This is a genomic window from Okeania sp. SIO1H4 (assembly GCF_010672695.1).
In the GTDB taxonomy this organism is placed as follows: domain Bacteria; phylum Cyanobacteriota; class Cyanobacteriia; order Cyanobacteriales; family Microcoleaceae; genus Okeania; species Okeania hirsuta.
The window spans coordinates 26,405-48,363 of sequence record NZ_JAAHGB010000012.1 but is presented as its reverse complement, the minus strand read 5'-3'; the positions used below and the strand labels follow the sequence as shown (position 1 = coordinate 48,363).

The following is a 21,959-nucleotide window of genomic DNA, read 5'->3' as shown; positions in this document are numbered from 1 at the left end:
TGATTTTCTACCTTTTGAATTAGATTGCTCTTCAAGAATTTAGAATTTAGAATTTAGAATTACCTCTTCTTTTCAAGGAGAGAATTGGGTTAAAAGGAATTTTTTTCTTCTCTTGGTCGATTGGATATGGCGCAGGTTTCGGAGCCATCCCATCCTAGGTCATGCTGCCTCTTGCCTCCTCCGGAGGAGCTGCGCTAACAGAGGAGCTTTCCTATGGTCATGCTGCGCAAACGCTAACACAAACGACCGCTTTTTTCTCCATGAATGGAGAGGCTTTATACCTTAAATTTTCGGTAAATTTGAGAGCTGATTTATCTCGCCTTGTAATAAGGATGTGTATCAATAGTAGAACCACCATCAACAAAAAGAGTCTGCCCAGTAATATAACCTGCTTCTTCTGAAAAGAAAAAACCAATAGTTGCAGCTACCTCCGAAGGTTTACCAAAGCGTCCTATTGGCACCCCCCTTAAATACCGTTTTTCCACTTCACTTCCTGATGGGTAGTAATTTCTAAATAATTCTGTTTCAATAGGTCCAGGAGCAACAGCATTAACAGTTATCCCACTCTTGACCAACTCCAAAGCCCAAGTGCGAGTTAAACTAATCATTCCGGCCTTACTGACAGCATAAGTGCCACGGTTTTGCGCTCCCAAAGCAGCGATACTGGAAATATTAACAATACGACCCCACTGTTTAGCCTTCATTAATGGCACCACTGCTTGCACAGTTTGGATAGCAACACGCAAATTTAAGTCAATAACTGCATCGAAATTATCTAGTGTTATTTCTTCTAGTAGCTCTGGGTGTGCTATTCCTACATTATTTACCACTCCATCAAAAGCATACTGCTTGGTTAAATTAGCCAGAGTTTCTGTTGTAGCATTGCGATCGCTCAGATCCACTGTGACAAATTCACCAGGAAAGGTCTTTTCAGGGGTGTGACGCGCCAGGCCAATTACTAGATGTCCTTTTTTTGCAAGATATTCTGCTGTAGAGAAACCTATTCCCCGACTTGCACCAGTAATTAGGGTGATATGCTGTTGTGTCATTTTATTTCAGACTTAATTTTTTGTAATATCTAAACAATTATTCTTAATCTGCCCAAGGAACTGATATTGTTAATTGTTGAACAACCCTTACCTGTAGATTTGAATAATTTAATTTTAATGATTAGATGGTTTAAGTAACACCACTTTCCCATCTGGCAAATTAATATTTTCTGGTAATTTATCAGGTAATTCTGGTATAGTATCTATTTGATTATTCAGTGGATAATTTAACAACTTTAATAGAGGAGTTGCCATTTGCAAAACTTCTTCTTTTTGTACATCTGTTAAAATATCCATCCATTGTCCTGATTGACCTTTTCTGAGATGATTTGGACTCTCTTTCTTCATCTGATTAAATGATACTTTTTCTTTAATCTCACCTCTAGCTTTGGCGTCTAATTCAATCCCCAAATATTCTAAGATTTTTTCTAACTCTCGGTCAAAATTATATAGCAATCTTTCATAAAAAACAAAATGAATATTCAAATCTTTCTGATGTTTTAAATATGCTCCTACATGATTCATCCAATCAGAAATGATTGTTGTCAGATTGTTGTTTAAATAACTTTCTGAATCAGTTTCATCAGAAATGACATAAGGGTAATATCTTTTTATATAAGGAGTAAATACAAAATTAGACCAAGAAATTAATAAATCTCTAGGGTCACGAACAATATATACCAACTTGTCAAATTTTTGTATAACATTTAAAGCATTGCTACTCATCTGAGCATGAGTCCAAACCACAGTAGAGCTATTAATATAATTATCTATATCATCAACTGGATATCTAAATATATTACCTATTCTATAAAATTCAGCATTTTTTGTAATATCTAAAACATCAATACTAATTCTATCCTTTATTTGATTGAGACCCCAAGTTTTAGCAATTTCATATATGGGTTGATTTTCAATAAAGCTTTCATACTTAAGACCGCTATGCTCAATAATGTTATGTAAAATTGTATGTAACCAAAAATTACCACTTTTCGCCAAACCAATTTTGAGAATGTGCATACTGTTCTCCCGATTAATTAATTGTAGTAAAAGTTATTAGGATTAAACCTGTGCTGTAGAATATTCTTGCACAGTTAATTAAGTTGAGGATTCACATCTAGGTCAATACAGTTCAGAGCAGACAAAAATTCATCTGATTGACAACGTAAATATAAGCTCTTGCGCATTACAGATTTGCAAAAAAAAATCTTTAACTGAACCATATTAACATTATAGATTGAAATCAATGATTCACCTGGCTTTGTAATAAGGATGTATATCAATGCTACAACCACCATCGACAAAAAGAGTCTGCCCAGTAATATAACCTGCCTCTTCTGAAAATAAAAAACCAATAGTTGCAGCTACTTCTGAAGGTTGACCAAAGCGCCTCATTGCTATCCCACTTATACTCTGCTGTTCAAATTCACTTCCTGGTGGCCAAACACGTCTAGACCCTTCTGTCTCTATTAACCCAGGAGCAACAGTATTAACAGTTATCCCACTGGTGACCAACTCCAAAGCCCAGGTGCGAGCCAAACCGATCATTCCTGCTTTGGTTATAGTATAACTGGTGCGACCAGGCACTCCCAAAGCAGCAATACTGGAAAGATTAACAATACGACCCCACTTTTTCGCCTTCATTGATGGCAGCACTGCTTGCACAGTTTGTATAGCAACACGCAAATTTAAGTCAATAACTGCCTCGAAGTTATCCAGTTTTAACTCCTCTAGTAGTTGTGCTTGCATTATTCCTACATTATTGACCACTCCATCAAAAGCATACTGCTTGGTTAAATTAGCCAGAGTTTCCGTTGTAGCATCGCGATCGCTCAAATCAACTGTAAAAAATTCACCAGGAAAGGTCTTTTCAGGGTTGTGACGCGCCAGGCCAATTACTAGGTGTCCTTTTTTGGCCAGATATTCTGCTGTAGAGAAGCCTATTCCCCTACTTGCACCAGTAATTAAAGTTATATGTTGTTGTGTCATTTTATTTGAGAGTAAAATAATAGCTCTAATTAGAAATTAATAATATTTTGGCAGTTTCAGATTGATTTTTAATCAAAAGAAGATGTCAAAAAAAATAATATGAATAGTTTAGATAAAAAAATTAAAACATTAGTAGATTTATTACAAAACAGAGCTATCGAAAACCCCAAACAAATAGCTTATACCTTTTTAGTAGATGGAGAAACAGACACAATTAACCTCACCTATCAACAACTAGAAGAACATTCACGAGCGATCGCTGCTTATCTCCAATCAGTATGTCCACCAGGAGAACGTGCTTTACTCCTCTATCAACCGGGACTAGAGTATATTAGCGCCTTTTTTGGATGTCTTTATGCTGGAATTATTGCAGTTCCCGCTTATCCCCCTAGACCCAATCGCTCCCTGGCCCGCATTCAAACAATTATTAAAGATACAGAGGCCAAAGTTGCTCTAACAACTAAATCTATCATCTCTACCCTAGAACGTCGCGCCTCAGAAACCCCAGAATTGAATAATTTAGGTTGGTTAGCCACTGACTTTATTCCAGATAATTTTGCAGAAAAATGGCTTGAACCTAATATCAACGAAAATACCCTTGCCTTCCTCCAATATACCTCTGGTTCCACAGCCACGCCAAAAGGAGTAATGATTACTCACCAAAACCTTTTGCATAACTCAAGTCTGATTCATCAATGTTTTGGACATTCTACAGAAAGCAAAGGAGTAATTTGGCTGCCTCCTTATCACGATATGGGTTTAATTGGTGGAATAATACAACCTTTATATGGAGCATTTCCAGTAGTTTTAATGTCTCCGTTAATGTTTCTCCAAAGTCCGGTGCGCTGGCTAAAAGCTATTTCTCAACATCAAGGGACTACCAGCGGTGGACCTAACTTTGCTTACGATCTGTGTGTCCGTAAAATTAAGGCTGAACAGATGCAAGATTTGGACTTAAGTAGTTGGGAACTAGCATTTAATGGTGCTGAACCTATTAGTGCCCAAGTTTTAGAAAGATTTGCCAAAACTTTTGAGGTTTGTGGTTTCCGTCGAGAAGCTTTTTATCCTTGTTACGGGATGGCAGAAGCTACTCTGATAATTTCTGGAGGTGATAAATTTGCCCCACCAATTCAAACTACTATTGCCACAAGCGCATTAGAAAAAAACCAGATCGTCTTAGTTTCTCAAACAGAAGGAACAAAAATATTAGTAGGTTGTGGTCAAACTTTGCCAGACCAACAGATTAAAATTGTCCATCCAGAAAAATTAACTCTCTGTGCTGAGGGTGAAGTTGGAGAAATTTGGGTATCAGGGCCAAGCATTGCTGAGGGTTATTGGCGCAAACCAGAAGAAACAAAGCAAACTTTTGAAGCTTTTATCACAGATGCTCTAACACCAAGAGCATTTATGAGAACTGGAGATTTAGGATTTTTAGAGGGGAATGAGTTATTTGTCACAGGTCGTCTGAAGGATGTGATTATTATTAATGGTCGGAATCACTATCCCCAAGACATTGAATGGACAGTCGAGCAAAGTCATCCCATGATTAGACCAGGTTGTGTGGCCGGGTTTTCAGTAGAGGTTGCTGGAGAAGAACATTTAGTAGTAGTGGCGGAGGTGGAACGTAACTTTCGCCAACTGCTTCATGGAAGTCAAAAGTCAAAAGTCAAAAGTCAAAAGTATAACTCCACTAATGAATCTGTTGGCTTGGTAAAGCTTGATTTTTTTAGTCAGCGTAATGGTAAGTCTGATACGGAAAATGTTGATAACTCTCAGGACTTAGTTAAATCTATCCAACGGTCTGTGTCAAGAAATCACGATTTACAGATTTATCAGATCCTGTTGCTTAAACCGGGAGCTATTCCCAAAACTTCTAGTGGAAAAGTTCAGCGTTATGCTTGTCGCGAAGGCTTTTTAGCCGGAACTCTACAAATATTTGAATAAATAAGGTTTTATTGAAGTCAGAGTGGTAGGTTGGGTTGAGGAACCGTTAGCGCCAGCTTATCCATAGGATAAACCCAACAACTATAGGACTTACGCATAGCCACCTTATGTATTGCTCTGCCGATTAAATCTAAAAGTCCAGTAGTGGACTGTTTCATCTAATTTGGTGCAATAGATTTAGGTTGGGTTGAGGGACGATCTTCGCAGCTTATCCGCAGGATAAACCCAACAACAATCTTTCTCCCGTAGGGACGTTGCATGCAACGTCCCTACCTACTCCCCTACTCCCTAATGCACCATTTAAGAGCAAACAGTCTACTGGACTGGACTTATAACTACTGGACTTATAACTTCTAATGGCTGGTTATCCCTACTTCGTATAAGATCGTGACACAATAACCATCATGCCTTCCCCAGTGTTTTTTTGGGGTGGTCAATCAGTTGAAATAGTTAGCTATTTCAGGTAATTGTCACAAGTTAAAAGTTGCTCCCAATAAATCAGAAGCCAAATTTCTGATTTTCCAGGGGGATTTTTGACCCCAATATGTGCTATTGCATATAAGCTACAAGACAAAACTAAGTGACAAGCAATTTTAACGTGGTGCAGGAGTGAACAATGAAACTGTTGAACCAGCTTATGAATGAGCAAGACAGCCAAAATCTGTCTTTAGTGAAGAACGATCAAGACCCTGCCTTGCAAGTCCCACAATCATCTCCAGTCAGAGATAATATTAAGTCCTGGTTGGTCTCCCAATTAGCTGAACGGCTAGAACTGGAAACCAATGAGATAGATATTGAGCGGGATTTTACTGATTATGGTCTTAACTCAATTGAAGTGGTCAATCTTTCTGGAGAACTAGAAAATCTCCTCGGTCGGCGACTTCCTCCAACTCTATTATTGGATTATCCTACTATTGAAGCTTTAGCTGAATATTTAGTGGAGGATACCACCCAGGATACAGGGCCAAATATTCACAAAAAATTAGAAGATGAGGCTGAGGTCTCAACTTCTAATCCAACTATTGAAACTGAAGAAATTCCTTTAGAGTATTATAACTTCGACCTATACCCAGAATATCTGCAACTGCAAAAGCAAATGGCAGAAATTAATGCTACAGGTATTGGTAACCCGTTTTTTATACCTCAAGAACGGATTAATAATAATACCACAGTTATAGGTGGTAGGGAATTGGTTAATTATGCCACCTACAATTATTTAGGTATGTGTGGTGACTCTTTAGTATCTAATGCTGCTAAGGAAGCTATCGATCGCTATGGTACTTCTGTTTCTGCCAGTAGGTTATTATCAGGAGAAAAGCCATTACATCAGGAATTGGAAAGAGAAATTGCTGATTTTATTGGCGTTGAGGATAGTATTGTTTATGTCGGGGGTCATGCGACTAATGTAACTACTATTAGTCATTTGTTTGGGCAAAATGATTTAATTCTCCATGACTCTTTGAGCCATAATAGTATTTTCCAAGGTTGTTTATTATCGGGAGCAACTATTATTGCTTTTCCTCATAATGACTGGCAAGCTTTGGATAGGTTATTGAGCGATCGCCGTCATCGTTATAAACGAATACTTATTGCTATAGAAGGTGTATATAGTACAGATGGTGATATTCCAGATTTACCTAAATTTATTGAGATTAAACAACGTTACAAAGCTTTTCTGATGGTAGATGAGGCTCATTCTATCGGTACTATTGGTAAGCATGGTCGGGGTATTAGTGAATACTTTGGGGTTGACCCCAATGATATCGATCTATGGATGGGTACTTTAAGTAAATCTTTTGCTAGTTGTGGTGGTTATATTGCTGGTAGCAAAGCATTAGTAGAATATCTTAAATATACTTCTCCAGGATTTGTCTATAGTGTAGGTATTTCCCCACCAGATGCAGCATCAGTATTAGCCGCTATTCGTTTGTTGAAGGCGGAACCTGAAAGGGTGAGACAATTGCAAGAAAGGTCTCGACTATTTTTGGAATGCGCTCGCGAACGAGGTCTGAATACTGGTATGAGTAAAGATTCTCCAGTTATACCTATTATTGTGGGTGAGTCTATTAAGTCTGTACTATTATCCCAAAATTTATTTAAGCGAGGGATTAATGTACCGTTTATGTTTTATCCGTCTGTGCCACACAATGCAGCCAGACTACGTTTTTTTATCACTTGTAATCATACAGATGAGCAAATTCGCTTCACTGTAGATACTCTTGCGGAAGAGCTGAGGAAGATGGATATTTAGTAGGTAATGGCTAATAGCTAATCATAAATAATACAATTAGCTATTAGCTATTCGGATTGACAAATGATATCAAATCCGGTTAAACAGTCATAGGTTGGTTAAGTCTTTAGGAGTCAGGAGGAGAGAGAATCACAAAGATGAGCGTAGTTATGACGATTCGAGATTTTTTTGATGTCCAATTCCCCCGGATTTGATCTGAAAGTGATTTAGCAAAGCAGTTTAGGAATATTTTGCTCTCGATCTGTTGACTCAAATTGTTGATTATTTTTGATTATCTGCCCCAAAATTTTTGCCATAATATCAGGTTGAAACAGAATTTTTGGAGATTGAGTCAGTTGCATGACTAATATATATTTTTGATAAACTTCCGGGTGCTCTACTGAAAGCAGCAATACCTGGTCTAAATATTGCTGTATTAATCTTGTCATCCATTCTGGTTTGCCACCTTCTGTACCTGGCCAACGTAAATCTTCTCCAGTTGCCATTAACCAGGGAGTAGTATTGACTTGAGCAAGTTGCTTCTGGAAACCCTTAGTGAACCCATTGAGACTAGGATGATTTTGCAAGCACTGGTCGAGAGCGATCGCTCCTAAAGCAGCTACAGTCATACCTTGACCATAAACAGGATTAAAGCAACATACTGCATCACCTATAGCAACAATACCATCTGGTAGTCTGGATAATTTCTCGTAATGACTGAGGCGGTTTTCTGTACGTCGGTATCCATAGACAGGGGAAATGGGTTGAGCATCTTTAATAAATTCGTAGACAATGGGATTTCGCAAACTACGGGCAAATTCTAAGAAACCAACTTCATCAGTAGGAGGATAATCTTTGTTGATACCATAAAGAGTAGTCACCCAAAAATTGTTTTCCACCGAATAAATTATCCCTGCACGTTGATCATTGGGTGGCTTTGTTGCTACTGCTAATACTTTCCAATCTGTCTGAAAACCCTCTGGGCACTTATACCATCGACTACTATAGCCCAAAAAAGAATTTATTACTGTTTCTTCAGGAGCTTGATAACCTAAAGCAGTTAACCATTTAGGTAGAGAAGAATTTCGCCCACTAGCATCAACAACTAAGTCAGCAGTTAAATCTTGTTCGTGAGAATTTGACTTTATTCGTACTCCTGTCACTTTGGAGTTATTAACGTTGCTGAGTAAATTTTTTACCTGAGTACCTTCTAGAAATTGCACGCTGTAATCAGCAGTTAATTGACGGCGTATTGACCACTCTAATAGATGCCGACTACAAAGACAACTTTTTATATCGGAACGAAACCGAGGTTGCCAACCAAATAAATTATACCAGGGAAATTCTGCCGCCCAATCAATTTTTAGGGAACCAGCAGTTTCCAAATCTTTGACTAAACCAGGAAACAGTTGCTCTAAAATTTGTTGACCTTTGGATAATAGTACATGGACGTGATGGCTTTGAGCTACTCCTGGCCGAAATTGGGGATGTTCGGGAAAGCGATCACGCTCTACTATTGTTACTTGTTGAAAATGGTTTGTTAATACTCGCCCTGCTAATAACCCTGCGATACTACCACCAATTACAATTGCATGGTTACCTTTTGTAGGTTGTTGCTGTGAAATATTGATTTTGTCTGAGTAGATCATTATTTTTGTATAAAATTTAAGAATTTACCGAATAATTAAGGTAAAAATCCTCTCCTTTAAAGGAGAAACAAGCGATCAAGGGATGGCGATCTTCGGAGCGGCTCTGTCAAGAGCGGGTCTCCTCGCTGGCCGACCATCGACCAAGAGAAGAAAAAATTTTCCTTTGAGTTAATCCTATCCGTTTTCAAGGAGAGGTAATAATTAATAATTAATTATTAATTGTTGAAAGTACCAAAGAAATTTTGAAATTACCTCTACTTTTCTCTTTTCTTCCCTCCTGACTACTGACTCCTCCCTAGTTATTAATAACAGTCGAAGCAAAGGTCATGGACAGATCAAAAGCTTAAGACTCTGACAACACAAAATGGAGTTGGTGATTTGAGGTATGATACCATGTCCAGATAATAGCAATAGCTTGATAGAATTGCGTTCCGTGCTCCGCTTTAACGTGCGTTGTGCGCCAGCAAACAAAAAATTTTCTCCTTCTATTCCTTATTTCTTCCTTACTGAGGAGGTCCTCCCCCTCCCAGGAGGGAGGGGGAGGGGCGAGGGGTGGGTTGACTCCTAACTAATGAAAATTAATATCATACACGCGCTTCACCAACACCCACAAAATTTTTCCTTCTTCCTTCTTCCTTCTTCCTTCTGCTATTAAATTATCCCATCATTTTGCAGAGCCTGATTTTTAACTCTTGTTGGTAAAGATAAGAAACTCCAGGCAGATTTTTCTTCAATTTCATTAGTTGGCGGAGCAAGCACAATTAAACCATCAGGAATACACTTAATTTCAACTGGGGTAGTGCCAATAATTTCACCGTCAAGGACAACTTTTTGCGGTGGATCTGTACTAACTTTTACCTGCTTTGTTCGCAAACCAATAGTATCTTGATCTTGAGCAGGAGTTTTAAATATAGCTGACCCGAACATTCTAACTACGGTATTAACAGCTTGCAGTCTACTATTGGAGGTAATAATCATTACTTCTAATAAACCATCATTCATAATTACTTCTCCCAAACCTTGAGCTAAAACTGATGTGGGTGGAGCTGCATTAGCAATAGTTATTGCTCCTGCTTCAAAGGTTTTGGTAACACCGTCAATTTCTATTTCAACATCAAAAAGTTGTTGTTCGTTTAGTTGCTGCCAACCTGCCATAACGTAGGCAAGCACTCCCCAACGATTTTTGGCTTCTCGATCTGCTCTCTCTATAGTTTCTGCTTCATACCCCACTCCTGCTAACAAAATCATGGTACGGTCATTACACTGACCAACATCTATTGTACGAATTTTGCCTGCTAAGATAATATCGCAAGCACTTCTAATTGGTGTAATGCTGGGAATTCCTAAAGCCATACCAAAAGCATTGGCAGTACCTCTAGGAATTATACCCAGAGGAATACCTGTATTTACTAATTCTCCCGCAACGGCAGAAACAGTGCCATCACCGCCAGAAGCAATAATCAGATCTGCTTGTTTAGCGATCGCTTCTTTTGTCAATTCTTCTGCTGTTTGCTCTATAGTGGTTTCGTGTATATGTAAATGTAGATGAGGTTCGAGAAGTGATTTAATTAATGATAATTCTTGTTGAGCATTGCCCTGGCCAGATACAGGGTTGAATATGAGGTGGGCAACGGTGGCCTGAATTAAACTGTTAATAATTATTTCGGCAGTGGCAATATTAATCGCAATGGGAACATTATGCACCTGACAAATACGCAGTAATAATTTGAGATCTGGTTCATAAGATTGAGAAAATAGGTAGTCTACTAAACAGATAACAGCAATAATATTTCCTGTGGCTATTTCTGCTGCTATTTGAGCATCTCCTCCCAAGGAAATTGGTAATACAGAGTTTATTTCTATAACTGCTTCTTGTAAAAGATATTGAGCAGTGTCTTCTGGCGCAACTAATTTATAGCGAGATAGCACAACTTGATGTTTTTTGACAAATTCAACTAAGTTGTCTTTTTTGCTGTCATAAGCAAGTAAAGCAATTGTGTTTGTCATGGTTTTTATTCTGGAATAAGTATACTAAGTTAGGAGTTATACCAAGGGTGGAAAAAGAATATTACGAATAATCAGGGCAGTTATAGCGCTGCGCGTAGGGAACAGGCAATAGGGAACAGCTCATTTGGGGAAATAAAAAGCTGATCATATAAGATTTTAGCTATTGGAAACTTCCTGCAATTTGTAAATATGCCAGTGCACATTGCTATCAAAGACATGTGCAGGAGATGTCCCTTGGACTAAAAAGATAAATTCCGACCTAATGAATGGTATCAAAGCTATTTATTCTGTATGTGGCCAATCCGACGGCTCCCCTACCTGACTCGGTCCTCAGTCCTCCTAAGAAATAACCTAAGTAGAACATGGTAAATTTTGGGCGCTATGTATCAAATTGTAAATTAGCTCAAAAATTTATATAGCAATCCTAAATAGGTCGTGACAAATCAAAAAGTAAATAAAAAAACTGAAACTCTTACCTGTTCCCTGTTCCCAGTTAAGTGTTCCCTAAAAAGCAGTAAGATTTTTGACACGAATAAAATAGGATTGCTATATTAGACATCTCCAAAAATCAAAAATCAAATCAATTATCGTACATAAATTATCAGTTCTTTCCTCCTCCATACCTATTCCCTATTCCCTATTTTCTGGAGATGTCTATTGATTGCCTTTAGGGTTTTTTTGATTAAAAATGCAACGTCTTTTTTTTAGCTTGCTCTACTTAGTTATTTGTAGTAAATATTTATCACGCTTGGTATTAGGCAGGAAAATTTCAAAACAATAGACATCTCCAGAAAAGGTGATGAAAGCTTTACAGTACCTTCCCAAAATCGGTATTTTTGGAGGTATCTAATAAGCTAATAAATATTTAGATTTTATCTTCTCTATTAAGTTTTCCCTTTTATAAAAATTCAGATATTAGTTAAAATTATGAACAGCTTATTGTCATAGATTTTAGTATATATTGTCTGACTAATTTGCTATCTGTATCATAATATTTTACAGTAGTAATAATTATATAATTTTTAGGCCATACTCAATCTGATTTAGATTTATTTTTGATGTAGAGATGAAGGCAAAAATTATAATTATCTATGATCAATCAATACAGTTCAGACAAGATCAAAATTCATCTTATAGCCAATATCAAAATAAGCTCTTGCACATCACAGATTTGCAAAAAAAAATCCTAAACTTAACCGTATTCTCTGATAAAGCTTACTTGGTATAAGTATTTTTAATTATACCATAATAATCCTTACAGAAAGATACTGTAAGATGTTTTGCATTTTTTTTACTAATTATCTGATGCTTTGATTTAAGATATTTGTGAATGTTTTTTAGTATTATTAATTTAGTTTAAATGAATCTAAAAATTTTTCTACTGCTCCTGGAATTTCGTTTTCTGTTTCTATTTCACTGGCTCCAATCATATACAACCTTTTTCCTGCTAAGTAAACTCTGAATGTAATAGTTTCAACATTATTTGTCAGTACAAATTCTCGCCCTAAAAATCTTTCTGAGTTGTAGGAATCATTTCTACTCAATTCAAAATCTGTAACATCAATAATTTTGTGTTGTACTCTTACTAATATATCTTGCTTATCAGCCAATTGTTTACTATTTAAAACGTCAGAATAAGCAACGACAAATCTTGCTGATTCGGGATGACTTGCAAATACTTTAAAATTAATATTTCCATTCTCAGTTTCAATAATTTCTTTCTCGGCCGTCATTCCACCTGTAGGCATCCAGATGGTAAAATCACCTTCTTTAAAAATAAATTTTTGCCATTCTATCTGCCCAGATTCAATGGTTAATACAGATTGGGGTTTTTGTGTTTCGACCTGTTTCATTTCCTGCTCTATCTGTAGTCGTCCTTTTTCAAAAAAATCTGGACGGTTATTCAAGGAAAAACGAGCTTGTTTGTCTATAGTTTGCCTAGAATTATATAATTTAAAGTCCCAATTACTACAGCTAGTATTGAAAACAGCTATGATTGCGATTAAGAATAAATTAAGAATTGAGGATTGTCTTAAGGGAACAGCGATAATAGTTTGATATTTTTTATCTATTTTGAAATTGTTCATAGTTCATTCATTTAGACTGGCAATATTGACATTATACTTAATATTAACTATGTTAGGATAATTCGAGTTTTTATTTATACAAAATTATAGGAATTTAATCTTGTCAAAAAAAACATTTAAATCAAAACATCCTTTTTTACGTTTGCTTAACTATGGAAGTAGTTATCGTACTCAAATTTGGCAAGCTACTATCTGCTCGATTTTAAATAAAATTTTCGACCTGGCACCTCCAGTTTTAATTGGGGCAGCAGTTGATGTTGTTGTGAAACAAGAAGATTCTCTGATTGCTCAATGGGGAATTCAAGATATTTTTGGACAACTTGTAATTTTAACATTTCTGAGTTTAATTGTTTGGGGATTAGAATCAATTTTTCAATATGCTTATGAGCGAGTTTGGCGCAGTTTAGCTCAGAATATTCAGCATGATTTACGCATTGAAACTTACAGTCATTTACAAGATTTAGAATTAGCCTATTTTGAAGAACGCAGTACAGGAAATTTAATGGCAATTTTAAATGATGATATTAATCAGCTAGAAAGATTCTTGGATGTAGGGGCAAATGAAATAATTCAAGTAACAGTAACAGTCATAATTATTGGTGGTGCTTTTTTTGTTTTAGCTCCTAGTGTTGCTTGGTGGGCAGTTTTACCAATGCCTTTTATTATTTGGGGTTCAATTTGGTTTCAAAAATTTCTGGCTCCTCGTTATGCCGAAGTTCGAGAAACTGTAAGTTTATTAAGTGGGCAATTATCTAATAATCTATCAGGAATTACCACAATAAAAAGCTTTACAGCAGAAAATTATGAAGTAGGAAGAATTACTAGAGAAAGTGAAGCTTATAAAATTAGTAATAGAAGGGCTATAACTTTTTCTGCTGCTTTTGTACCTCTAATTAGAATTATAATTTTTATCGGTTTTGTGGCAACTTTATTATTAGGTGGATTAGAAGCAGTTGCTGGTAGATTAGCCGTAGGTACTTATAGTGTTATGGTATTTTTAACTCAAAGATTATTATGGCCTTTAACTCGTTTAGGGCAAACTCTCGATCTATATCAAAGAACTATGGCTTCTACGAATCGGGTGATGAATTTGTTGGATACTCCGATTAATATTCATCCGGGAGATAAACCTTTATCTATTGAGTCAGTTAAGGGAGAATTAGAGTTAAAAAATGTTACTTTTGCCTATCAGGAAAACTTTCCAGTTGTACAAAATATTTCCCTGAAAATTCCAGCAGGAAAAACTATTGGAATTGTCGGTTCAACAGGTTCGGGAAAAAGTACAATAGTCAAATTATTACTGAGGTTTTATGAAGTTCAGTCAGGAGAAATAACTCTTGATGGAATTGAAATAAATCAAATTAATTTACAAGATTTACGACGGGCAATAGGATTAGTAAGTCAGGATGTATTTCTATTTCATGGAACTGTGGCAGAAAATATTAGTTATGGCTCTTTTGATGCAACTTTGCTAGAGATTATTGCAGCAGCTAAAATTGCTGAAGCGGATGATTTTATTAATAAGTTACCTCAGGGTTACGATACTATTGTTGGTGAAAGAGGACAGAAATTATCAGGGGGTCAAAGACAGCGAATTGCTATTGCTAGAGCTGTGTTGAAAAATCCTCCTATTTTGATACTTGATGAGGCAACTTCAGCAGTAGATAATGAAACTGAAGCAGCCATTCAAAAATCTTTAGAAAAAATTACTCAAAATCGTACAACTATTGCTATTGCTCATCGTCTTTCTACTATCAGAAATGCCGATTGTATTTATGTTATGGAATATGGCAAAATAGTTGAGTTTGGTCTCCATGAAGAATTATTAGAAAGTGCGGGAATTTATGCTGGTTTATGGCGGGTACAATCTGGTTTAAGTTCAACAATTAAATGAATATTGGATGAAAATATAGGAGTTGAATATAGGAGTTGATTAAAACTATGGTGTCACAATTGATAATTGAATATCCCGATAATTTTCCTGATGCAATAGGTCAAACTCCTGAAGCTTTTGAACAAGAGGTACTAAGCATGAGGTACACCCGCCGCGGGCATCTTGCCCGCACTTGCATTCATTTAATTGTTAATCTCTGTACTTCATATACCACCGAATATGCTGTATATTTACCTTAAAAAAAATTTTAACTTCACATTTAAACTATGACAATATTCAATGACAACCCACCTAACGATAGTAAAAATAATTGGCAACATCAATTAAATAAATTTGTCAGAACTAATCAAAAAGAATTAGCTGCTTTAGCATGGGGTCTACATTTGGAAAAGGGAGAAACTGATGAGACAATTGGAATTGATTTAAAAGAAACACCAAAATTCGTATATTGTTCAAAAGCAGCTATAGAAAGATTAAATCGCAATGTTGATGGTAAAATTCAGGAAATCTTGGGTTTGATAGATGGTTATAAACCAGAATTAGAAGTATTAATGATTGCTATTGGTGATGGCCAAATTAAATTAGTTTATTTTCAACCAGAAATATCCCCACCAGACTGTTTTGAACAACTGGGTCAGGATGTTGATACTTTGTTGAAATTATTAGAAACAGAAATGAGTGAATGTATTAATACCAATTTGATAAAATAATTTGGTAGTGCATCAAGAAAGTGTGGGAATGATCAGATGATTATTGTTCCTAAATACTTTCAATCATCATGGAATGTCCTGTGTGTGGCCATCATCAAACTCGGGTATCATGGAAAGACAAGTAGTGGAAGTCCACGATATTATTGTTCTGAATGCCGAGAAACTTTTCCTGCGGAATGCTGCGCAAACACCAATACTTTTGACACCCTGTACTATCGTAGAAAAATTCAACCAGAACAAATGCGTATGCTTCTACAAACTCATGTTGAGGGCAGTAGTTTAAAAGGCATTAGTGGAAAGCGTGAATCTGGCTGATTGATTAGTTTATCAAAAGTTGATAGTGTAAAATAACAAACTTACTCTAACTATGAGTTAATTATAGTTGACTATCGGTCGAGCGATCGACATCCATTGTTCAATCTTATAAAGATATCAAATATATTTTAGGTAAAGGTAGCGGTGCTTCTTACAACGCAGGAATAGATGCTGCTAATGGCGAATTAATTACTTTTTTAGACTATGATGATTTCTGGAAAAAAAATAAATTAACTGTTTCTGAAATAGTTTATTATTTTTTCCTTCTGGTAGTTTTGCGAAACTAAATAACATGAGTATAAAAGCCCAGTTTATCAAAAACCAAGCTTCTATCTCCTCTTTAATATTCCTGTCATTAAGAATTTTACTTAGCTCAAATGAAGCTGCTTTTCCCAAGGCGATCGCGCCCGACCTAATAACTTATATAACTCCTCACCTTCTATCACTTCTTGTGCTAAAATTTGCTGAGAAATCTTTTCCAACAAATCTCGATTATGGTTCAAAATATCTAAAGCTTGTTGATGAGCTTTCTCTACAATTTCCTTCACTTCATTATCAATAGCTTCAGCAGTTTTTTCACTCAATAAACGACGGGAATTAATCCCACCATTCGCCAAAAATCCTCCTTTACCACTCCGTTCATAAGCTAAAGGTCCTAATACTTTACTCATGCCATAAGTAGTTACTATTTGTTCGGCCAAATCAGTAGCTTTTTGTAAATCTCCAGAAGCTCCAGTAGTAACATTTCCAAATATAATTTCCTCCGCTGCACGTCCTCCTAAAAAAGTAGCAATTTGCCCTCTAATTTCTTGTTCATCTTTTAAAAATCTATCCTCAGTAGGAAGTTGCAAAGTGTAACCTAATGCTGCCATTCCTCTTGGCACAATTGATATTTTTTCCACCTTACCACTACCAGGCATTATCGCCCCAACTAAAGCATGACCAACCTCATGATAAGCCACTATTTTCTTTTCGCGATCGCTCAAAACTCTACTTCTTTTTTCTAAACCAGCAATTACTCTTTCAATAGCTTCAGCAAAGTCTTTTTGTGCCACAGTTTGCCTTTGATTTCTAGCAGCTAATAAAGCAGCTTCATTAACAAGATTAGCTAAATCTGCACCGCCAAAACCAGAAGTTCTCACTGCTATTTTATGTAAATCTACATCTTCTCCTAATTTAACTTTTTTGCCATAAATATTTAAAATTGCTTCACGACCAGATAAGTCAGGGCGGTCTACTAATACTTGTCTATCAAATCTTCCCGGACGTAATAAAGCAGCATCTAAAGCTTCTGGGCGGTTAGTAGCAGCTAAGATAATAACTGTTAAATCTCCAGCACCAAAACCATCCATTTCTGTTAACAATTGATTGAGAGTTTGTTCTCGTTCATCATTACCGCCACTGTGAAAATTTCCACTGGTTCTTGACTTACCAATTGCATCTATTTCATCAATAAAAATAATACAAGGAGCTTTCTTTTTTGCCTCTTTAAATAAGTCACGAACTCTAGCAGCACCAGTACCAACAAATAACTCTACAAATTCCGAACCAGATATACTAAAAAAAGCTACTCCTGCTTCTCCTGCCACTGCTTTTGCTAATAAAGTTTTACCTGTTCCAGGAGGTCCGACTAATAATAAACCTTTAGGAATTCTGGCTCCAATTTCAGTGAACTTTTGAGGTGATTTTAAGAAGTCTACAATTTCTGTTAATTCTGTCTTTGCTTCTTCCACTCCAGCAATATCAGCAAAGGTAATTTTATCTGATTCTCCTTCAACATAAACCTTCGCTTTATTCTTACTCATTGACAGAGCACCTTGAGAACCGCGATTCATAAAAAACTGAAATGCTAAGACTAATATGATAGGCGGAATTACCCAGTTTAAGAGAATAGCAACCCAGCGACTTTGAGGTGGTGCAGCTTGAAATAAAACTTTATTATCTTCTAAACGCTGAAGTAGTTGGGAGTCATTTATTGGAGTAGTAGTAAGTAAAGGTCCGGGTTTACCTTCTTCTCCTTTGAGACGATATAAAATTTTTTCTTCATCTACTTGAACTCCCACTACCTGTCCGTTTTCTACCTGTTGAATAAAGACACTGTAAGGAACACGAGGAGGTTTACGACGTGGCATTAATAAATATGCTGTTAATAATAGACCTGCCAAAATTAATAATGCACTGCCTATCTGACGCTTATTAGGATTTTTTGGTTTCTTTTTCAGACTCATATTTATTTGGATATAATTGTGAACTGTAGATTCAAATCGTCAAAAATTGAACGTTTATTTGAGACTAATAGTTTATTATAGCAGTTTGATAAATATTTGTTATAAATAACTAGGTTACTTCTTAGGAGTCAGGAGTCAGTAGTCAGGAGTCAGAATGAATGGCTTCAATATTATTTTTTAGGTCAGAAATTATCTTTTTATATCATGCTCGGACGGGTCAGTTTTAACGAAGTCAGAAGTCAGAAGTCAGATAGGGGAGTCGCCGGATTGGCGACGTACAGAAGTTCTTTTTGTAACGGGGATTTGAGCAATTATCCAAAAATATTTCGCCTTAAAAGGGGGGTTTTAGACCCATATTATTTTGATAAATAAAATTTAAGGACTAACAGTACCAAAGAAATACTGAAATTATCTTTACTTTCCTCCAATATTTCCTCTTTTCCTCTTTTCTTTCCTCCTGACTCCTGACTCCTCACAGCAGTTATTTATAAGTATTCAACCGAACATTATATTAGTTCAAGGGACATCTCCTATAAAATCTTTTAATCAGCCAAATTATTCGTAACATTTTTTTTTAAAATGGTATTAGACAGCAGTTTTCTAGCTGATAAGATACAAAATTTATTGATTTTAGGGAGTAGGGAATAGGGAATAGGGAATAGGGAATGAATAAAAATTATAGATTAGTCTTAAACTTTACCTTACTATCCTGAAATTTACTGTAATATAAAATATGGAGTTTTTGCTAATTAATTAAGAGAACAGAGAACAATTAAAAATATTTTTTGCCAACCAAACTTGGTCTAAGATTTTCCCACCCAAAAACTCGTAATAAAAAAGTATGGTACAAGAACTAACAACTAATACTAAACCAGAAATTATTTATCCAGAAAGTGATGGTCAACCGATGGCAGATAATACAAAACAATTTCGCTGGATTGTAACTATAAAAGAAAATTTAGAAATTTTATTTGCTGAGGTTGCTGATGTTTTTGTTGCTGGAGATTTCCTCTGGTATCCAGTGGTAGGAAATAATAAAATTCGGACTGCTCCTGATATTATGGTTGTATTTGGTAGACCAAAAGGAGATAGAGCTTCTTATAAACAATGGCAGGAAGAAAATATTACTCCCCAGGTTGTATTTGAAATATTATCACCAGGCAACCGTCTCAAAGAAATGAATAAAAAATTACTATTTTATCAACAGTATGGAGTTGAAGAATATTATATTTATGACCCCGATAAAATAGATTTTACAGGTTTAATTAGAGTGGACGATCCTGCTTCTCCTCGAGGCGATCGCTTAGAAACAATAGAAAAAATTGATGGTTGGGTCAGTCCCCGTCTGAATATTCGTTTTCAAATCACAGAAAGTACTTTAGAAATATATCGACCTGATGGACGTAAATTCCTAACATCTCTAGAATTAGAGCGACTTAGAGAGCAGGAATATCAACGTGCTGAACAGGAAAAGCAACGAGCTGAACAGGAAAAGCAGCGAGCTGAACAAGAAAAGCAAAGAGCTGATAGACTGGCAGCAATACTAAGAGAAAGAGGAATTGATCCAGATGAGCTATTTTGAGTGAGAGGATGCGGGTTCTTGAGGACACGGACAGGGGGAGATGCGGAGACGCGGAGACGCGGAGAGAGGACGCAGGAGTTCTCTTTCATGAGTGGCGGAACGGGCAAGATACCCATTCCACAGACGGCAGTGGGAGCATCTTGCTCCCGTGCCAAGCATCCCTTGTTTCTTGTACACCATGACTATGCGGGACTACCCTTTAATGAATAAAGCGAGTAGATTGAATTAATTACTCAATTATCCAATCTCCGCGTCCCCATGTCACCGCGTCTGGTGTGTCATATCTTAAAAACTTACCCTTGTAAGCACTCCCCTACTTCTGCAGCTTGAACTTGCTGCAATAAATCTTGTAATTTTCCTCCCTCAATTACCTCTACATCCAAAAGCTGTTGAGAAATTGTTTCCAACAAATCTCGATTATGATTAAGAATATCTAACGCTTGTTGATGTGCAGTTTCCACAATTTCTTTCACCTCATCATCAATAGCTTTAGCAGTCTCATCACTCACCATGCGACGCGGGTTCATTCCACCTTGACCGAGAAAATTATTCTGTTGACCCTTCTCATAAGCTAAAGGACCCAATATTTTACTCATACCATAAGTTGTCACCATTTGCTCTGCTAGGTCAGTCGCTCGCTGCAAATCATTCGCAGCACCAGTAGTAATACTACCAAAGACAATTTCTTCCGCCGAACGACCCCCCAATAAAATTGCAATTTGTCCCCGAAGTTCCGCCTCATCTCTTAAAAATTTATCCTCAGTAGGTAGTTGCAAAGTATAACCCAAAGCTGCCATTCCCCGAGGAACAATAGAAATTTTCTCTACCCTGCCACTACCAGGCATCAATGCACCAACTAAAGCGTGACCCACTTCATGGTAAGCAACAATCTTTTTCTCTTTATCACTGAGAAGACGACTTTTCTTTTCCAAACCTGCCACAATGCGTTCGATCGCTTCAGCAAAATCTTCCTGAGAAACCTTTTCTCTTCTGTTACGCGCTGCTAATAATGCTGCTTCATTAACCAGGTTAGCTAAGTCCGCACCGACAAAACCAGGAGTACGAGTAGCGATCGCCTTTAAATCGATATTATCTGCTAACTTAACTTTGGCAGCATAAATTTCTAATATTTTCAGACGACCGGGTAAATCTGGACGGTCTACCAAAACCTGACGGTCAAATCTTCCTGGTCGCAATAAAGCAGGGTCTAAGGTTTCGGGGCGGTTAGTAGCAGCTAAAACAATAACTGTTGACTCGGCAGCAGCAAAGCCATCCATTTCAGTTAATAACTGGTTGAGAGTTTGTTCCCGTTCGTCGTTACCACCATAAAAACCGCCACTGGCACGAGATTTTCCAATAGCATCAAGTTCGTCAATAAAAATAATACAAGGTGCTTTTTGCTTTGCTTGTTCAAATAAGTCTCGTACCCGCGCTGCACCTGCACCCACAAATAATTCGACAAATTCGGAACCGGAGATGCTAAAAAATGCTACTCCTGCTTCTCCTGCAACTGCCTTTGCTAATAAAGTTTTACCAGTTCCTGGAGGTCCGACTAATAATACACCTTTGGGAATGCGTGCGCCAATAGCGGTAAAACGTTCGGGAGACTTGAGAAATTCCACAACTTCTGCTAATTCTGTTTTTGCTTCTTCAACTCCTGCCACATTGTTAAAAGTTACTTTAGTAGACTCGCCTTCGACGTAAACTTTTGCCTTACTTTTTGTAATAGAAAGTGCCCCTTGGGGACCGCCCATACCACCTGCACGACGACCAATAAAAAATTGCCAGATAGCGACAAAAATTAGCGGAGGAATTACCCAACTCAAGATATTACCAAAAAAATTATTAGAAGGAGGCGGAGCAGCAAATTCTACTCCTTTTTGTTCCAGACGTTTTGGTAATTCTAAGTCGAATATTGGGGTAGTTGAAAATACCTGTTCTGGTTGTTCTGCTGTCTCTTTGAGTTGGTAACGAATTTGGTCTTGACCTACAGAAGCTCTTGCTACCTTGCCGTCTTCTACTTGGTCGATGAATAAGCTGTAAGGAACGCGAGGAATTTGAGGACCGAATAAATTAGGAAATACTAGGTTGATAAATAGGAATATACCTGCCAGCAATAATAAGATATTGCCAATTCTAATATTGCGAGGTCCTTGTGCATTATCTTTGATACTCATGGTTATTATCTTTTTTTGGTAAGCAATATATTAGTCTGTATATTTATTTTATATTATTTTTGAGCAAAAGGGGGAGTAGGGACGTTGCATGCAACGTC

At 36.8% G+C, this 21,959-nt stretch carries 14 protein-coding genes and 2 pseudogenes; 8 read left to right on the top strand and 8 right to left on the bottom strand.

The features are described from left to right. Nucleotides 1-311: 311 nt before the first annotated feature. From F6K06_RS11195 to F6K06_RS11185, 3 genes are all read right to left on the bottom strand, one after another. Entirely contained in the window at nt 312-1,049 is a 738-nt protein-coding gene (locus tag F6K06_RS11195) for an SDR family oxidoreductase (protein ID WP_287241001.1), read from the bottom strand. Between the two features lie 114 nt (nt 1,050-1,163). After that, nucleotides 1,164-2,069 (bottom strand): sulfotransferase domain-containing protein, encoded by a 906-nt coding sequence (locus F6K06_RS11190; protein ID WP_287240999.1) that lies wholly within the window; start codon nt 2,067-2,069, stop codon nt 1,164-1,166. A gap of 231 nt (nt 2,070-2,300) precedes the next feature. Then, a complete protein-coding gene (locus F6K06_RS11185) occupies nt 2,301-3,038 on the bottom strand; it encodes an SDR family oxidoreductase (protein WP_287240997.1) in 738 nt (245 codons plus the stop codon). Nucleotides 3,039-3,137: 99 nt separating this feature from the next. Here F6K06_RS11185 and F6K06_RS11180 point away from each other — a divergent pair, with 99 nt between their 5' ends. After that, the gene (locus tag F6K06_RS11180; RefSeq protein ID WP_287240995.1) at nt 3,138-4,982 is read left to right on the top strand and encodes a fatty acyl-AMP ligase; all 1,845 of its coding nucleotides are present in this window, start codon (nt 3,138-3,140) and stop codon (nt 4,980-4,982) included. Nucleotides 4,983-5,619: 637 nt separating this feature from the next. After that, on the top strand, nt 5,620-7,233 hold the full coding sequence (locus tag F6K06_RS11175) for an aminotransferase class I/II-fold pyridoxal phosphate-dependent enzyme (RefSeq protein ID WP_240041661.1): 1,614 nt from the start codon (nt 5,620-5,622) through the stop codon (nt 7,231-7,233). 206 nt (nt 7,234-7,439) lie between these two features. Here F6K06_RS11175 and F6K06_RS11170 read toward each other — a convergent pair whose 3' ends face one another. The 3 genes from F6K06_RS11170 to F6K06_RS11160 all read right to left on the bottom strand — a co-directional run bounded on the left by F6K06_RS11170 (nt 7,440) and on the right by F6K06_RS11160 (nt 12,955). Next, on the bottom strand, nt 7,440-8,861 hold the full coding sequence (locus F6K06_RS11170; protein ID WP_124144023.1) for an NAD(P)/FAD-dependent oxidoreductase: 1,422 nt from the start codon (nt 8,859-8,861) through the stop codon (nt 7,440-7,442). Nucleotides 8,862-9,512: 651 nt separating this feature from the next. After that, nucleotides 9,513-10,868 (bottom strand): methylglyoxal synthase, encoded by a 1,356-nt coding sequence (locus F6K06_RS11165; RefSeq protein ID WP_124144024.1) that lies wholly within the window; start codon nt 10,866-10,868, stop codon nt 9,513-9,515. 1,346 nt (nt 10,869-12,214) lie between these two features. After that, nucleotides 12,215-12,955, bottom strand: coding sequence for a hypothetical protein (locus F6K06_RS11160; RefSeq protein ID WP_124144175.1), 741 nt, complete (start codon nt 12,953-12,955; stop codon nt 12,215-12,217). A 100-nt stretch (nt 12,956-13,055) separates the two neighbouring features. On the opposite strand from F6K06_RS11160, the gene F6K06_RS11155 reads away from it, so the two are divergent. From F6K06_RS11155 to F6K06_RS33895, 5 genes and pseudogenes are all read left to right on the top strand, one after another. Then, nucleotides 13,056-14,849, top strand: coding sequence for an ABC transporter ATP-binding protein (locus F6K06_RS11155; protein WP_124144174.1), 1,794 nt, complete (start codon nt 13,056-13,058; stop codon nt 14,847-14,849). A gap of 47 nt (nt 14,850-14,896) precedes the next feature. Beyond that, complete coding sequence (locus tag F6K06_RS11150; RefSeq protein ID WP_124144173.1) at nt 14,897-15,088, top strand: hypothetical protein; 192 nt, start codon at nt 14,897-14,899, stop codon at nt 15,086-15,088. A gap of 27 nt (nt 15,089-15,115) precedes the next feature. Then, complete coding sequence (locus tag F6K06_RS11145; RefSeq protein ID WP_124144172.1) at nt 15,116-15,559, top strand: hypothetical protein; 444 nt, start codon at nt 15,116-15,118, stop codon at nt 15,557-15,559. A 68-nt stretch (nt 15,560-15,627) separates the two neighbouring features. After that, a pseudogene (locus F6K06_RS11140) lies at nt 15,628-15,853 on the top strand (IS1 family transposase); the annotation flags it as partial. A gap of 113 nt (nt 15,854-15,966) precedes the next feature. After that, a pseudogene (locus F6K06_RS33895) lies at nt 15,967-16,161 on the top strand (glycosyltransferase); the annotation flags it as partial. 81 nt (nt 16,162-16,242) lie between these two features. Here F6K06_RS33895 and ftsH read toward each other — a convergent pair. Beyond that, entirely contained in the window at nt 16,243-18,102 is a 1,860-nt protein-coding gene (ftsH, locus tag F6K06_RS11135) for an ATP-dependent zinc metalloprotease FtsH (RefSeq protein WP_124144170.1), read from the bottom strand. Nucleotides 18,103-18,943: 841 nt separating this feature from the next. Between ftsH and F6K06_RS11130 the strand changes: the two genes are divergently transcribed. Beyond that, a complete protein-coding gene (locus F6K06_RS11130) occupies nt 18,944-19,684 on the top strand; it encodes a Uma2 family endonuclease (RefSeq protein ID WP_287240990.1) in 741 nt (246 codons plus the stop codon). Between the two features lie 293 nt (nt 19,685-19,977). On the opposite strand, the gene ftsH4 is transcribed toward F6K06_RS11130, so the two are convergent. Continuing rightward, nucleotides 19,978-21,861 carry an ATP-dependent zinc metalloprotease FtsH gene (ftsH4, locus tag F6K06_RS11125; RefSeq protein ID WP_124144169.1) on the bottom strand — a complete coding sequence of 628 codons (1,884 nt, stop codon included), beginning with the start codon at nt 21,859-21,861 and terminating at the stop codon, nt 19,978-19,980. Nucleotides 21,862-21,959: the final 98 nt, after the last annotated feature.